Genomic DNA, 13,107 nt, shown 5'->3' with positions numbered 1-13,107 from the left:
TCACGGGCAGCGGATGACCTGGCCCGCGTACGAGAGGTTCCCCCCGAAGCCGAACAGCAAGGCCGGCGCCCCCGACGGGAGCTCACCGCGCGCCACCAGCTTGGACAGCGCCATCGGGATCGACGCGGCGGAGGTGTTGCCGGACTCGACGACGTCGCGCGCGATGACCGCGTTGACGGCGCCGATCTTCTGGGCGAGCGGCTCGATGATCCGCAGATTCGCCTGATGCAGCACGACCGCCGCCAGCTCCTCGGGAGCGACCCCCGCACGCTCGCAGACCTTGCGCGCGATCGGCGGCAGCTGGGTGGTCGCCCAGCGGTAGACCGACTGGCCCTCCTGGGCGAACCGGGGCGGGGTGCCCTCGATCCGTACGGCGTGTCCCATCCCGGGCACCGAGCCCCAGAGCACCGGGCCGATCCCCGGTTCCTCGTCGGCTTCGGTCGCCACGACGACCGCCGCTCCGGCTCCGTCTCCGACGAGGACGCAGCTGGTGCGGTCCGTCCAGTCGACGACCTCGGTCATCTTGTCGGCGCCGATGACCAGGACCCGGGACGCGGAACCGGCCCGTACGGCGTGGTCGGCGGTGGCGAGCGCGTGCGTGAAGCCCGCGCAGACCACATTGAGGTCCATCACGGCGGGCGAGCCCATGCCGAGCCGGGCCGCGACCCGGGCCGCCATGTTGGGCGACCGGTCGATGGCGGTGGAGGTGGCGACGAGGACGAGGTCGACGTCCGCCGGGGTGAGGCCGGCGGACGCGAGGGCCTTGGCACCCGCGTGCGCGGCCAGCTCGTCGACCGGTTCGTCCGGGCCCGCCACGTGCCGGGTCTGGATCCCGACCCGGCTGCTGATCCATTCGTCGCTGGTGTCGACCATGGCCGCCAGGTCCTGGTTGGTGAGCACCTTGGCGGGCTGATAGTGCCCGAGCGCGGCGATACGAGTGCCGGTCATGCCCGGGACCCCCTCTGTTGTCGACGTCAGGAATCCTCAAGTCTCGTCAGCGACTCGCCGGTACGGAGACAGGTGAACCGACAGGATTCTTCCGCGCCGCTTGGAGATTCCGCATCATCTGATGAACAGATGTGCGACTTTTGAGGACCAGCTTCACCTCACCGTACGCGAGTGAGGTCTCCGCCCGGCGCAGCTGTGCAAGACAATGAAGCGGGAAGGCCGTGTACGTCTCGCCGCGACATGCCGAACGGGAGCGACCGGATCCGACGAGCGCGCCAAGCAGACAAGAGCCCCGACGACGAGGACTGATCATCATGGGACGGGTCACCGAGCGCCGCCGCACCATCCGGATCAGGGACGGTGCGATCACGACCCGCCCCGACACGCTGGTGGCCGAGGAGCCGCTGGAGATCCGGCTGAACGGCAGACCGCTCGCCATCACCATGCGCACGCCGGGCGACGACTTCGCGCTCGCGGCGGGCTTCCTGGTGAGCGAGGGCGTCCTCGCGGCGGGTGCCGACGTGCGGTCCATCGTCTACTGCGCCGGGGCGAAGGACGACGGCTCGAACACGTACAACGTCGTCGACGTCCAGCTCGCGCCCGGGGTGCCCGTCCCGGACATCACGCTGGAGCGCAATGTCTACACGACCTCGTCGTGCGGCCTGTGCGGCAAGGCGAGCCTGGACGCCGTCAGGACCACCGCCCGCTTCCCGATCGCCGACACCCCCCGGGTCCGGGTCGAGCCGGCGCTGCTGTCCGCCCTCCCCGACCGGCTGCGGGAGGCGCAGCGGGTCTTCGACCGGACCGGCGGCCTGCACGCGGCCGCGCTGTTCTCGGAGGACGGCGAGATGCTGGACATCCGGGAGGACGTCGGCCGCCACAACGCGGTCGACAAGCTGGTCGGACGGGCGCTGCGGCAGGATCTGCTGCCCCTGTCCCGGGCGATCCTGCTGGTCTCGGGCCGCGCCTCCTTCGAACTGGCGCAGAAGGCGGTGATGGCGGGCATTCCGGTGCTCGCGGCCGTGTCGGCGCCCTCCTCGCTCGCCGTCGACCTCGCGGCGGAGACCGGGCTCACGCTGGTGGGTTTCCTGCGCGGCCCGTCCATGAACGTGTACGCGGGCGACGAGCGGATCGCGCTGCGCGCCGAGGTGTGACGCCCCGGGTCATCACCGGCGGCGCCGGTTTTCCACCGGGGCCGGGATCAGTTGCAGGGTCAGGGTGGCCGGCGGTTCGGCGATCCCCGGGCCACCGTCCCGTACCCACGCCAGCAGGTCGTCCGTACTGTCCTGGTCGAGTGCCCAGCCGACCCACGCGGCCCGTCCGCCGCGCCGCCGGCCCTCCGTGGAGGGCTGGACCACGACGACGTTGGCCTGCCCGCACGGTCCGAGGCAGTCGCTCGTACGGACGACCAGGCGCCCACCGGACGCGGCGGCCGCCTCACGCACCCGGCTGAGCTGGCCCTCGTGGTCCGTTCCCGGATGCTTGGCGGCGTTGCCGCAGCAGCAGCCCCGGCAGACGACCAGGGTGCAGGGGCGCGGGCCGAAGGGGCGCAGGGGAGGCCGGGAGGACGCATACGGAGACGGGGACGAAGGCGTGATCACCGGAGCGATCTTGTCAGGCGGCGCTCGCGGCCTGCCGGGCGGGATCGTACGGGCGTACGAGTCGTCCCGGCGGCGCGGAGGACGAGACCGCCTCCGGCCTCCGGCCCCCGACACCCGACCCCCGTCACCCCCGGCCCCCGGCCCCCGCAGGTACGGACCAAGATCCCACCGGGGTAGAGCGCGCGTGACAGCCGCGTACGGATTCGGTGGAGATTCCCGCCCGGCGGACCCACTCTTCGGTCGGAAGCTCCCGCCGACCCCGCCGATTCGGTCCCGTTCCGGGCGCTGACCTGGGGCGATACGGCTCTATGCGGCTCATCTGGGGGCCTGTACGGGCACTGCCGCCGGGCCGCGCGGTGGAGTACCGTCACCGGCGCCGTGCGAGCGCCACAAGGAGCGAGTCATTGCGCGAGTTCACCGTCCCGCCCCTGGCGGCCGCGCCCCACGCCGGGGGGCTCGCGGACGCCGTGTTCGCGCACGCCCTCGATGATCCGCGGCGCGTCGCACTGGGCCGCAAGAACGCGGCGGGCCGCTGGCGGGACGTGACCTCGGCGGCCTTCCGCGACGAGGTGCTCGGGCTGGCCAAGGGGCTCCTCGCGCAGGGCGTCCGGTTCGGGGACCGGGTCGCGATCATGTCCCGTACGCGGTACGAGTGGACGCTCTTCGACTTCGCGCTCTGGGCCGTCGGCGCCCAGTCCGTGCCCGTCTACCCCACCTCCTCCGCCGAGCAGGTCCACTGGATGCTGCACGACGCCGAGGTCTCCGCGTGCGTGGTCGAGCACGAGGACCACGCCATGACGATCGGTTCGGTGATCGACCGGCTGCCCCGGCTCGGCCGGCTGTGGCAGCTGGACGCGGGCGCCGTCGACGAACTGCTCGACGCCGGTGACGGCATCGAAGACGAGGTGGTGCACCGCCACCGCGCGGCGGTCACGCCCGACTCGGTGGCCACCGTGATCTATACCTCGGGCACCACCGGCCGCCCCAAGGGATGCCTGATCACGCACGCCCACTTCATGTTCCAGGCGGACATGGTCCTCGGCCGCTGGGAGCCGGTGTTCCGATCCCGGTCGCGCGAGGAGGCGTCGACACTGCTGTTCCTGCCGCTCGCGCACGTCTTCGGGCGGATGGTCGAGATCGCCGCGGTGCGGGGCCGGGTGAAGCTGGGCCATCAGCCGGCGCTCCAGGCGAGCGCCCTGCTGCCCGATCTGGCCGCGTTCCGGCCGACGTTCATCCTGGCGGTGCCGTACATCTTCGAGAAGGTCTACCAGGCGGCCCGCCGCACCGCGGAGAAGGAGGGGAAGGCCGGCCCCTTCGACAAGGCCGTCGAGGTGGCGCAGCGGTACGCGGAGGCCCTGGAGCAGCGGGCGTTCCGGCAGGGCCCGGGGCCGTCCCCGGCGCTGCGGATGCAGCACCAGTTCTTCGAGAAGGCCGTCTACGGCAAGGTCCGCGACGCGATGGGCGGGCGGGTACGGCACGCCATGTCCGGCGGCTCCGCGATGGACCGGCGGCTCGGACTGTTCTTCGCGGGCGCGGGCGTCACCGTGTACGAGGGGTACGGCCTGACCGAGTCGTCCGCGGCCGCCACCGCCAACCCGCCCGAGCGCACCCGTTACGGCACGGTCGGGCAGCCCATCCCGGGCACTTCGGTGCATATCGCCGATGACGGCGAGGTGTGGCTGCGCGGCGGCCAGGTCTTCTCCGGCTATCTGAACGACAAGGAGGCCACGGACGCCACCCTGCGCGACGGCTGGCTCGCCACCGGCGATCTGGGTGCGCTCGACGAGGACGGCTACCTCACGATCACCGGACGGAAGAAGGAGATCCTGGTGACCTCCGGCGGCAAGAGCGTGTCGCCGGGAGCCCTGGAGGAGCGGGTCCGGGCGCATCCGCTGGTGGCCCAGTGCCTGGTGGTCGGCAACGACCGGCCGTACATAGCGGCGCTGGTGACGGTGGATCGCGAGGCCGTCGACCACTGGCTGTCCGTCCAGGGCAAAGCCCCGCTCCAGCCCGCCGATCTGGTGCGGGACCCGGATCTGGAGAGGGAGGTCCGGCGCGCGGTGGTGGCCGCGAACACGACGGTGTCGCAGGCCGAGTCGATCCGTACGTTCCGGATCCTGGCGCATCCGTTCAGCGAGGAGCGGGGGTTGCTCACGCCGTCGCTCAAGCTCAAACGGAAGGCGATCGAGGCCGCGTACACCGTCGAGGTGGACGCGCTCTACCGTTGAGGCCGCACCGCCCGCTCCTGGCGGGTAGCGGTGGCGGGAATCCGTCCGCCCCCGTGATCGTTGGACGACGGGCAAGCACTCCGACGACGTTAGGATCGACCGCTCGTGAGCAAGGTCCCCAACCTCACCCTCAACAACGGCATCGAGATGCCCCAGCTCGGCTTCGGTGTCTGGCAGGTACCGGACGACGAAGCGGCGCAGGCCGTCGGCACCGCCCTGGAGGCCGGCTACCGCAGCATCGACACCGCCGCCATCTACGGCAACGAAGAGGGCACGGGCAAGGCGCTCGCCGCCTCCGGGATAGCCCGCGAGGAACTCTTCGTCACCACCAAGCTGTGGAACAGCGAGCAGGGGTACGAATCGACCCTGCGCGCCTTCGACGTCTCGCTGGACAAGCTCGGCCTGGACTACGTGGACCTGTACCTGATCCACTGGCCGACGCCCGAGGCCGACCGTTACGTCGACACGTACAAGGCGTTCGAGAAGATCTACGCGGACGGCCGGGCCAAGGCCATCGGTGTCTCCAACTTCCTTCCGGCCTACCTGGAGCGGCTCATCGGCGAGACCTCCGTGGTCCCCGCCGTCAACCAGATCGAGCTGCACCCGCAGCTCGCGCAGGCCGAGTCCCGCGCCTTCCACGCGGAGCACGGCATCGCCACCGAGGCCTGGTCGCCGCTGGGTCAGGGCAAGGGACTGCTGGACGTCCCGACGGTGGTCGCGGTCGCCCAGAAGCACGGCAGGACCCCGGCGCAGGTGGTGCTGCGCTGGCACCTCCAGCTGGGGAACGTGGTGATCCCCAAGTCCGTGACCCCGTCCCGGATCCAGGAGAACATCGACGTCTTCGGCTTCGAGCTGGACGCCGACGACCTGGCCGCGCTCGCCGCGCTCGACGAGGGCAAGCGCCTCGGCGGGCACCCGGCGGAGGTCAACTGACCTTCCCGGTTCAGCTGTCGCGCTGTCGCGCTGTTGGCTGATCGCTGTCGCGTCCGCCCACCCGTACCCGGGTCGGCGGACGCGGCCGTCTCCGGCAGGGCTACGCGCCCGCCCGGTGCTCCTGGGGGCTGATGCCCCGTACCCGCTTGAAGGCAGCGCTCAGCGCGAACGAGCCGCTGTAGCCGACCTTCCGCGCCACCGCTTCGACCGTGGCGTCCGTCCCGCGCAGCAGATCGGCGGCGAGCGCGAGCCGCCAGCCGGTGAGGTACGCCATCGGCGGCTCCCCGACGAGTTCGGTGAAGCGGCGGGCGAGTCCGGCCCGGGAGACACCGCACGCGGTGGCGAGCGCGGCGACGGTCCAGGGGCGGGCCGGATCGTTCTGCAGCAGCCGCAGGGCGCTGCCGACCGCCGGATCGGCCATGGCGCGGTACCAGCCGGGGGCCTCCGCGCCGGGCCGCGAGAACCACGCCCTGAGCACGGCGATCAGCATCAGATCGAGCACCCGGTCGAGCACCACGCTCTGGCCGGGTTCGTCCCGGGATATCTCGTCGTCGAGGACGGGCATCAGCGGCCCGTTCCACGCGTCGGCGGGCAGTTTGAGCAGCGGCGGCAGGGCGTCCAGCAGCCGCCGGCTGACCTCACCGTCCATCTGATATGTCCCGATGAGGACGGTCGTCCCGCCGTCAAGAGCGTTCCCCCAGGTCCGTACGCCCAGATGCATGGACTCGGCGAGTGGCTCGCCCTCCAGGGTGCGGCAGACACCGCCGGGTCCGATCAGCGCGCGGGGCGCGGTCGTCGGAGTGTCAGCGGCGGTGTACGGCTCCGGGCCACGCGCGATCGCGACATCGCCGGGGCGCAGGAGCACCGGGTCCCCGCCGCCGTCCGGGATGATCCATGTCTCGCCCCGGGTGACACTCATCAGACAGAGCGGCGCCCGGTCCTCGATACGGACGGACCACGGCGGGTCCATCACCATGCGCATCAGAAAAGCCCCCCTTGCGCGTGGTCCGTCAAGGAGTCCGGCGAGTACGTCCATGGTCACCAGCGTAAATGCACGGGGGACAGGGCCGACCGGATCACCCGTCAGTTCGCGCCGTGTGCCGGGGCAATCTCCTCGACGCGCCGCGCGAGCGCGAAGTCCCGCTCGGTGATCGCGCCTCCGGCGTCGTGCGTGTGCACGGCCGGAGCCACGGTGTCGTAGCCCAGGGTCAGATCGGAGTGGTGGTTCAACTCCTCCTGGTCTGGCAGATATGCACGACCGAGGGCCGATGGACCACCCGGCCTCAGGCCACCCTGTCCCCTTGGCGTAAAGATGCCCTGCGCATTTGACCGGGCCGGGTCGTGCCTTCGAGTCGCTCTCCTTCGGTAACTTCGATCCCGAGGAGGCAGTGGTCGAGTGGGAATGCCTTCTTGCCGGCGGCAGCTTCGAGGACCTCGTCGAAGCCGGTGAGCCTCGTATCATCGCCGGCCAGGATGATGACGGGTGCGTCGTGTTCGTGATGTCGCCTCGCCTGTCCGCCGCCCTCGCCATGGCTGAGGGGCCCCGGTTGCGTGACGTCGCCTCGTCGTGGGCCGAGCAGTGCGCGGAGGACGGCGAGGTGATCGACCCGGGAACAGCCGACGCGATCGTCGGTGAACTGGCGGCTCTCGTCAGCCGCGCTCGACGCCGGCGCCAGGGCGTCTACTGCTGGGTCGCGTAAGTAGCGCTGTTCCTCGAAGCCGGGCGGCCGTCCGCCGCATGGGCAGTTGCCTAGGCGTGCTGCTTGACTGTCGGTCTGACGTACGAGACGAACGCGGACCATCCCGCAGCGGGGACCCGAAGCACCGCTCCCCGCACGCTCTTCGAGTCGCGCACGTGCACCACGTTCGGCACGACTGCTACTTCGAGGCAGTCGCCACCGCTCGTCCCGCTGAAGCTGCTTTTGAACCACACCAACTGTGCAGGCGCGATCTGTTCACCACCCATGACCCACCCCCTGACGACTGACGTACGAGACGAACACGGACCATCCCTCACTGGGGACACGGAGCGCCGCCCCCAATGGGCTCTTCGAATCTCGCACGTGCACAGCGTCGGACGCGAGCCCGACCTCAACGCAGTCCCCGCCGCCCGAGCCGCTGTAGCTGCTCTTCAACCAGGCCGGATACGTGGCCCCAACCGCCTTTCGCTGAGCGCTCATAGCCCACTCCCTAGCGGCTGGCGTACGAGACGAACGCCGACCATCCCTCGGCGGGAACTCGAAGCGTCGCTCCCCGCAGCTTCTTCGAATCCCGCACGTACACGGCACTACGGACGACGGCTACCTCCACGCACTCGCCTCCGCTGGTGCCGCTGTAGCTGCTCTTGAACCAGACGGGGGCGGAAGGGCTGCTCAGGGGCCGGTCGTTGCTCATAGCTCTCCCATGACGCGCTTGATGAGACGTGCTGACTCCTCAATGTTGAGGGCCTGCGAGCGGAGCATTCCATAGCGCAGCCAGAATTCACTGACTTTATTCGCTTCGGCAATCACGACTCCGGTGTCCTGCGCCTCCACGTATGCGACGTTGCGATGCTCAGCCGTCTCCAGTAGCACCATGGACCCGTTGAGCCCGGAGTGAGCGCCAAGAGCCGTCGGGACGATCCGAATCTGGACGTTGCGCGTCGCCGCACGTTCCAGTAGCCGCTGGAGCTGCCTCTTCATGACGTCCGCCCCACCAACGGGCCTGTGGAGAACGACTTCCTCGATCAGGAAGGACGCCACGGCAGGGGGCTTGTGCCGGTTCAGCAGCTCTTGCCTGTCGAGCCTGGCGGCGAGTCGTTGTTCTGTCGTGTCGATGTCCAGGGGTGGGACGTGAGCCGTGAGCAGGGAGCGAGCCTAATCCTCGGTCTGCAGCAGGCCCGGGACCACGTAGCCGCCGTACCAGAAGAAGCTCAGCGCGTCCGTCTCGATCAAGGCGAAGTTCTGGAAGAACATCGGCAGCCGCGCCAGATCCACGTCATCCTGCAACACCGCCAGCGTCCCGCCCGCCGCCAGCGCCACCTCCGCCGCGTCCGTGAACGCCGACTTCGCCGGCCGTCGTCCCTGTTCGATCGAGGCGACCTGCTCGTACGAGTAGCCCACCGCCTCCGCGAGCGCCTGCTGGGTGAGTCCGGCCCGCTCACGGAAGAGCTTGACCAGCTTCCCGTACCCGACCCAGATCGCCGGGCGGTCGTCCTCCTGGGCCCGCTGCTTTTTCTGACGGCTGCTCGTCATACACCTCACATCCCCACGTACCGATGTGCGAATTCAGTTCATCTGTCAACGCGCCTCATCCGCGCCCGGTCACGGACCGTGACCCGTACAACTCCGTCCCCGGGCCGTACATCCCGTGCGGGTACGGACGTCTCCCCTGGTCAGCGTATCGGCGTGACGCCACGGTTACCCTATGAAGTCACAGACTGCCCTCCATGCCGTCCCCACCGATCTGTTCACCCCCGCCCAGCTCACTCCCCCGCCCGAACTCCCGCCGCTCTACCCGCCGTCCCGCATCCGGCAGACCTGCAGCCATCGGGGTGCCCGCCTCGCCCGGCTTCTCGCGGTCGAGCGGCTGGGCGACTGGGGGATCGCGTGCGGTACGTCCACCGCCGCCGTCATCGCCGCCGTCATCGGGGAGCTCGTCGCGAACGCCGTCACCCACGGCCGCACTCCCGGACGGGACTTCGAGCTGCGGCTGAGTCTCACGGCCGCTGCCGTGCGCATCGAGGTCATCGACACCCGACCCGACCGCTTCCCGCGCGTTCCCCGCGTCATGCCCCCGCCCTCGGCGGACGCGACCGGCGGGCGTGGCCTGCTGCTCGTCGCCGCTTTCGCCGACCGCTGGGGCTGGACCGTCCGCGACCCGTACACGAAGACGGTCTGGGCCGAGGTGGACCGTCCGCGCGACGGCGGGCCCGTCGCCCCGGAGGTCACCAGTACGTCAGCAGCAAGTGATTGACGAGCAGCGCCGTCGTGGCCTGTACCGCCAGCCAGGCTCTGTGGTCCCTGGCCGGGAGCAGGGCGGCGGTGGCCGGGAGCCAGAGGGTGAAGGGGAGCCAGATGCGTTCCGTCTCGGCCTTGCTCATCCCGGACAGGTCGGCGGCCAGCAGAGCCAGCAGCAGGGCTGCCATCAGGAGGGCCGGGCCGCCTGCGCGGCCGCCGTGCCCCGGTCGCCGTACCGATGCCCGGATGGTGGCCGGCGCCCGGACGGTGGCCGGCGCGCGGCGGGCACCGGCGAACGCGGCCGGCCCTGCGGTGACCACCACCGTGGCGAGATTCGCCCACACCCAGTAGCCGTACGGGCGCTCGCGGGCCACGCCCTGGTAGTAGCGGCGCACCAGCAGGTCGTACGCCTCCCACCAGTGGAATCCGAGGGCCAGGAACGCGCCGTTGACCAAGGCGAACCCGAGCAGCGCGAGCGGCAGCGGCCGGGCCGTGCGGGTCGCGAGCAGGACCGTCAGTGCCGGGATCGCCAGCAGCGTCAGACCGTACGACAGGTAGACCGCCAGGCCGAGGAGCAGTCCTGCGCCGAGCGCCGCCGCGTGGCGTGCGCGGGTGGTGCCCGTGGCGGCGAGCGTCAGCAGCGCGAGGGCCCAGGCGGCGACGGCCGCGAAGTAGCCGTCCGCGCAGGCGCCGACCCAGACGGCGGCCGGGGCGAGGACGAGGAAGGGGGCCCCGGCGCGGGCGGTGCGTTCGGCGCCCAGGGCGCGCAGGGTGACGAGTACGGCGGCCACCGTCGAGGTCCCGGTGACGACGCAGAACGCGGCGGCCCAGGCCCCGCCTCCCAGGCCGGCCCGGTCCAGGCCGACGAAGGTCAGGACGGCGGCCGGGGGGTGGCCCGCGATGTGTGTCGGCCAGTTGTCCGGCGAACCGATCAGGATGTGCCGGGTGAAGTCGCGCAGGGTGGCGGGGATGTCGTCGAACCGGTCGACCCCCCGCAGATACTCGTGCCGTGTGGTCAGCCGTCCCACCACGCCCCTCCCCCAGCCGTCGACCAGCGCCAGCGACCACGTCCAGGCCAGCGCGGCGGCCCAGCTCGCCCAGGTCAGCGCGCGCCAGGACAGCCGGGCGGCGAGGGCCGGGCCGTACGCGATCACCAGGGCGGCGGTCACGAGCGCGGGCAGCGTGCCGGGGCCGAGGTGCGGCAGCCATGTGGCCAGCAGCGGAGGCCAGTCGACGTGCAGGGTGGCGTCGGAGCGGTTGATCAGGACTCCGGCCACGGCGGCCACGGCGAAGAGCAGCGCCCCCGCCCCGGCCGCCATCAGGTCGAGGCGCCGGCCGCCCGCGCCGACGGCGCCGACGGCGGCGCCTCGGTCCGGGTCTCCCGCCGCGCGGCGCGATTCCGGTGTACGGGAGGGGCGGGGCAGCATCGTCACGCCCGTCACGTTAGGCCCGCGCCCGTCCGCCCCGCCGTATCCGGCCCGCCATGTCAGCGGATCGTCAGATCCCCCAGCCCGGACCGCCGTCGTCAGACTTTTGTCATGAGTCGCAGCCGGGCGGGACACGCTCCTGGCCCTACGGTCACTGGCATGAACGTGCCCGCCCGACTCACCCCCTCGTGGCGCAGCCCGCTGCGCGGGTCCTGGCTCACCTCGGTCTTCGCCGTGGTGCTGCTGGTCGGTATCCCCGTCCTGTTCGTGACCGGGCTGCTGTCCTACGCCGCGTACAACCCGGATCTGGCCCCGGTCAACGACAAGACGCCGGACAAGGGGGTCCTCGGCTTCTATCTCTTCGCCTGGCCGACCGGTCCGTACTGGCTGTACCGCGTCACGCAGGGCGTGCATGTGACGCTCGGCATCGTGATCGTCCCGGTGCTGCTCGCCAAGCTCTGGTCGGTGGCGCCGAAGCTCTTCGTGCTGCCGCCGGTGCGCTCGCCCGGTCACGCGCTGGACCGGCTGTCGCTGCTGCTGCTCGTCGGCGGTGGGCTGTTCGAATTCGTCACCGGGGTGCTCAACGTGCAGTTGCAGTACATCTTTCCGGGCTCGTTCTATCCGCTGCACTTCTACGGTGCCTGGGTGTTCATCGGCGCCTTCGTCGCGCACGCGCTGCTGCGGCTGCCGCGTACGGTGCGCGCCCTGCGCGGCCGCGATCTGCGGGCCGAACTGCGCACCCCGGTCTCGCGTACGGAGCCGGAACCGCCGGACGAGACCGGCCTCGTCTCCCCCGACCCGGCGCCGCCCACCATCTCGCGCCGGGGCGCGCTGGGGATGGTGGGTCTCGGCTCACTGGCGCTGCTGGTGGTGACGGCCGGGCAGAGCATCGGCGGCTCGCTGCGCCGTACGGCACTGCTGGCCCCGCACGGCCGGGTGCCCGGGTCGGGGCCGAACGGTTTCCCGATCAACAAGGGCATGGCGTCGGCCCGGATCCGGGCGCGGGACGTCGGCCCCGACTGGCGTCTGGTCGTACGGGGCGGTGGCCGGCGGATCGTCCTCACCCGGGCGGAGCTGGAACGGATGCCCCAGCACCGGTCGGCGCTGCCGATCGCGTGTGTGGAGGGCTGGTCGACCGACGACCAGCTGTGGGAGGGCGTCCGGCTGGCCGATCTCGCCGCGCTCGTGGGTCACCGGGACGATCCGCCGGGTGTCTTCGTGGAGTCGACGCAACTGCACGGCGCCTTCCGCGCGGTCGCGCTGCGCGACAACCAGGTGCGCGATCACCGCTCGCTCCTCGCGCTGCGGGTCAACGACGCGGTGCTGTCCGGGGATCACGGCTATCCGGCGCGGATCATCGTGCCGGGCGCCCCGGGCGTGATGAACACCAAGTGGGTGCGGCAGCTCAGCTTCGGGGAGACGGCATGGCCCATGTGATCAAGCCCCGGAGCGGCGGCCGCGGGGGGCGCTTCCGGCGGCTGTACGGGGAGTCGCCGCTGCAGCTGCTGCTGTTGCTGGCCTCGTTCGCGCTCGCCGTCTACGCGGGCATCAGGCTGCTGGCGGGCGACTGGCTCGGGATCCTGGTCTGGTTCGTGGGCGCCGCCGTCCTGCACGATCTGGTGCTGGTGCCGCTGTACGGTCTCGGCGACCGGGGCTTGCGGTACGTGCTGCGGTCCCCGGCGCGGTCCCGGTCCCGGTCACGGTCGTCCCGGTCGCGGTCCCGGTCCCGGTCCCGGTCGCAGTCGGGGCGCCCGGCGCCCACGGCTCCCCGTGGCGCGGTGAATCACCTGCGGGTGCCGCTCTTCCTCTCCCTGCTGTTGCTGCTCGTGTACTGGCCGCTGGTGCTGCGTCTCCCGGGGCCGTACGAGGAGGCCACCGGCCTCAGCGTCGAGGTGTTCCTGGGCCGGTGGCTGCTGATCACGGCCGCGTTCTTCCTGCTGTCCGCCGCCGTGCTGGTGATCCGGCGGCGCACGCGCGGGCGGAGAGCGCCCCGGGCCCGGCCCCGGGCAGGGACGTGACTCCCCCGGCCGCG

Annotated in this window: 16 protein-coding genes and 1 pseudogene; 7 read left to right on the top strand and 10 right to left on the bottom strand. The window is 71.4% G+C overall.

Translation table 11 applies throughout. From position 1 onward, the window contains the following. Positions 1–948 (bottom strand): beta-ketoacyl-ACP synthase III, encoded by a 948-nt coding sequence (locus ACIBAE_RS07505; protein WP_399282913.1) that lies wholly within the window; start codon positions 946–948, stop codon positions 1–3. Positions 949–1,262: 314 nt separating this feature from the next. Between ACIBAE_RS07505 and fdhD the strand changes: the two genes are divergently transcribed. After that, positions 1,263–2,102 (top strand): formate dehydrogenase accessory sulfurtransferase FdhD, encoded by an 840-nt coding sequence (gene fdhD / locus ACIBAE_RS07500; RefSeq protein WP_399282912.1) that lies wholly within the window; start codon positions 1,263–1,265, stop codon positions 2,100–2,102. A gap of 12 nt (positions 2,103–2,114) precedes the next feature. On the opposite strand, the gene ACIBAE_RS07495 is transcribed toward fdhD, so the two are convergent. Next, the gene (locus tag ACIBAE_RS07495; protein WP_399283058.1) at positions 2,115–2,501 is read right to left on the bottom strand and encodes a (2Fe-2S) ferredoxin domain-containing protein; all 387 of its coding nucleotides are present in this window, start codon (positions 2,499–2,501) and stop codon (positions 2,115–2,117) included. 452 nt (positions 2,502–2,953) lie between these two features. Between ACIBAE_RS07495 and ACIBAE_RS07490 the strand changes: the two genes are divergently transcribed. Next, on the top strand, positions 2,954–4,777 hold the full coding sequence (locus ACIBAE_RS07490) for an AMP-dependent synthetase/ligase (protein ID WP_399282911.1): 1,824 nt from the start codon (positions 2,954–2,956) through the stop codon (positions 4,775–4,777). Positions 4,778–4,882: 105 nt separating this feature from the next. Next, positions 4,883–5,710, top strand: coding sequence for an aldo/keto reductase (locus tag ACIBAE_RS07485; RefSeq protein ID WP_399282910.1), 828 nt, complete (start codon positions 4,883–4,885; stop codon positions 5,708–5,710). A gap of 100 nt (positions 5,711–5,810) precedes the next feature. Here the strand turns inward: ACIBAE_RS07485 and ACIBAE_RS07480 are convergent, their stop codons facing one another. Together ACIBAE_RS07480 and ACIBAE_RS07475 are read right to left on the bottom strand one after the other, a co-directional pair. After that, positions 5,811–6,746 (bottom strand): AraC family transcriptional regulator, encoded by a 936-nt coding sequence (locus ACIBAE_RS07480; RefSeq protein WP_399282909.1) that lies wholly within the window; start codon positions 6,744–6,746, stop codon positions 5,811–5,813. A gap of 47 nt (positions 6,747–6,793) precedes the next feature. After that, positions 6,794–6,969: pseudogene (locus tag ACIBAE_RS07475) on the bottom strand (4a-hydroxytetrahydrobiopterin dehydratase); the annotation flags it as partial. A 66-nt stretch (positions 6,970–7,035) separates the two neighbouring features. Here ACIBAE_RS07475 and ACIBAE_RS07470 point away from each other — a divergent pair. Next, entirely contained in the window at positions 7,036–7,410 is a 375-nt protein-coding gene (locus ACIBAE_RS07470; RefSeq protein ID WP_399282907.1) for a hypothetical protein, read from the top strand. A 50-nt stretch (positions 7,411–7,460) separates the two neighbouring features. On the opposite strand, the gene ACIBAE_RS07465 is transcribed toward ACIBAE_RS07470, so the two are convergent. From ACIBAE_RS07465 to ACIBAE_RS07445, 5 genes are read right to left on the bottom strand one after another with little or no spacing between them, the layout of a single operon-like run. Next, the gene (locus ACIBAE_RS07465; protein ID WP_399282906.1) at positions 7,461–7,676 is read right to left on the bottom strand and encodes a DUF397 domain-containing protein; all 216 of its coding nucleotides are present in this window, start codon (positions 7,674–7,676) and stop codon (positions 7,461–7,463) included. Continuing rightward, positions 7,666–7,890: a DUF397 domain-containing protein gene (locus ACIBAE_RS07460; protein WP_399282905.1), complete on the bottom strand. Its 225-nt coding sequence runs from the start codon at positions 7,888–7,890 to the stop codon at positions 7,666–7,668. Before ACIBAE_RS07460 ends, ACIBAE_RS07465 begins: the two co-directional genes overlap by 11 nt. Before the next feature lie 10 nt (positions 7,891–7,900). Then, positions 7,901–8,104, bottom strand: coding sequence for a DUF397 domain-containing protein (locus ACIBAE_RS07455; RefSeq protein ID WP_399282903.1), 204 nt, complete (start codon positions 8,102–8,104; stop codon positions 7,901–7,903). Continuing rightward, positions 8,101–8,556: a DUF5753 domain-containing protein gene (locus ACIBAE_RS07450; RefSeq protein WP_399283057.1), complete on the bottom strand. Its 456-nt coding sequence runs from the start codon at positions 8,554–8,556 to the stop codon at positions 8,101–8,103. Before ACIBAE_RS07450 ends, ACIBAE_RS07455 begins: the two co-directional genes overlap by 4 nt. A 9-nt stretch (positions 8,557–8,565) precedes the next feature. Beyond that, complete coding sequence (locus ACIBAE_RS07445) at positions 8,566–8,943, bottom strand: helix-turn-helix transcriptional regulator (protein ID WP_399282902.1); 378 nt, start codon at positions 8,941–8,943, stop codon at positions 8,566–8,568. A 172-nt stretch (positions 8,944–9,115) separates the two neighbouring features. Between ACIBAE_RS07445 and ACIBAE_RS07440 the strand changes: the two genes are divergently transcribed. Next, on the top strand, positions 9,116–9,664 hold the full coding sequence (locus ACIBAE_RS07440; protein WP_399282901.1) for an ATP-binding protein: 549 nt from the start codon (positions 9,116–9,118) through the stop codon (positions 9,662–9,664). Here ACIBAE_RS07440 and ACIBAE_RS07435 read toward each other — a convergent pair. After that, entirely contained in the window at positions 9,636–11,075 is a 1,440-nt protein-coding gene (locus tag ACIBAE_RS07435) for a hypothetical protein (RefSeq protein WP_399283056.1), read from the bottom strand. The two genes, ACIBAE_RS07440 and ACIBAE_RS07435, sit on opposite strands and share 29 nt — an antisense overlap. A gap of 159 nt (positions 11,076–11,234) precedes the next feature. Here ACIBAE_RS07435 and ACIBAE_RS07430 point away from each other — a divergent pair, with 159 nt between their 5' ends. Beyond that, a complete protein-coding gene (locus ACIBAE_RS07430) occupies positions 11,235–12,512 on the top strand; it encodes a molybdopterin-dependent oxidoreductase (RefSeq protein WP_399282900.1) in 1,278 nt (425 codons plus the stop codon). Then, positions 12,500–13,093, top strand: a complete 594-nt coding sequence (locus ACIBAE_RS07425; protein ID WP_399282899.1) for a hypothetical protein — start codon at positions 12,500–12,502, stop codon at positions 13,091–13,093. The genes ACIBAE_RS07430 and ACIBAE_RS07425 overlap by 13 nt, the downstream gene beginning before the upstream one ends. The last annotated feature ends 14 nt before the right edge of the window (positions 13,094–13,107 follow it).

The organism is Streptomyces sp. NPDC051569 (assembly GCF_044454085.1).
GTDB lineage: Bacteria > Actinomycetota > Actinomycetes > Streptomycetales > Streptomycetaceae > Streptomyces.
The sequence above is the reverse complement of the archived record's forward strand: the minus strand, read 5'-3'. Positions and strand labels throughout refer to the sequence as shown.

What these genes read in the sequence shown, in the direction of transcription:
- ACIBAE_RS07505 (WP_399282913.1), bottom strand. Translation starts at nt 948, where the DNA reads ATGACCGGCACTCGTATCGCCGCGCTCGGGCACTATCAGCCCGCCAAG.
- fdhD (WP_399282912.1), top strand. Translation starts at nt 1,263, where the DNA reads ATGGGACGGGTCACCGAGCGCCGCCGCACCATCCGGATCAGGGACGGT.
- ACIBAE_RS07480 (WP_399282909.1), bottom strand. Translation starts at nt 6,746, where the DNA reads ATGGACGTACTCGCCGGACTCCTTGACGGACCACGCGCAAGGGGGGCT.
- ACIBAE_RS07465 (WP_399282906.1), bottom strand. Translation starts at nt 7,676, where the DNA reads ATGGGTGGTGAACAGATCGCGCCTGCACAGTTGGTGTGGTTCAAAAGC.
- ACIBAE_RS07460 (WP_399282905.1), bottom strand. Translation starts at nt 7,890, where the DNA reads ATGAGCGCTCAGCGAAAGGCGGTTGGGGCCACGTATCCGGCCTGGTTG.
- ACIBAE_RS07455 (WP_399282903.1), bottom strand. Translation starts at nt 8,104, where the DNA reads ATGAGCAACGACCGGCCCCTGAGCAGCCCTTCCGCCCCCGTCTGGTTC.
- ACIBAE_RS07445 (WP_399282902.1), bottom strand. Translation starts at nt 8,943, where the DNA reads ATGACGAGCAGCCGTCAGAAAAAGCAGCGGGCCCAGGAGGACGACCGC.
- ACIBAE_RS07440 (WP_399282901.1), top strand. Translation starts at nt 9,116, where the DNA reads ATGAAGTCACAGACTGCCCTCCATGCCGTCCCCACCGATCTGTTCACC.
- ACIBAE_RS07435 (WP_399283056.1), bottom strand. Translation starts at nt 11,075, where the DNA reads ATGCTGCCCCGCCCCTCCCGTACACCGGAATCGCGCCGCGCGGCGGGA.
- ACIBAE_RS07430 (WP_399282900.1), top strand. Translation starts at nt 11,235, where the DNA reads ATGAACGTGCCCGCCCGACTCACCCCCTCGTGGCGCAGCCCGCTGCGC.
- ACIBAE_RS07425 (WP_399282899.1), top strand. Translation starts at nt 12,500, where the DNA reads ATGGCCCATGTGATCAAGCCCCGGAGCGGCGGCCGCGGGGGGCGCTTC.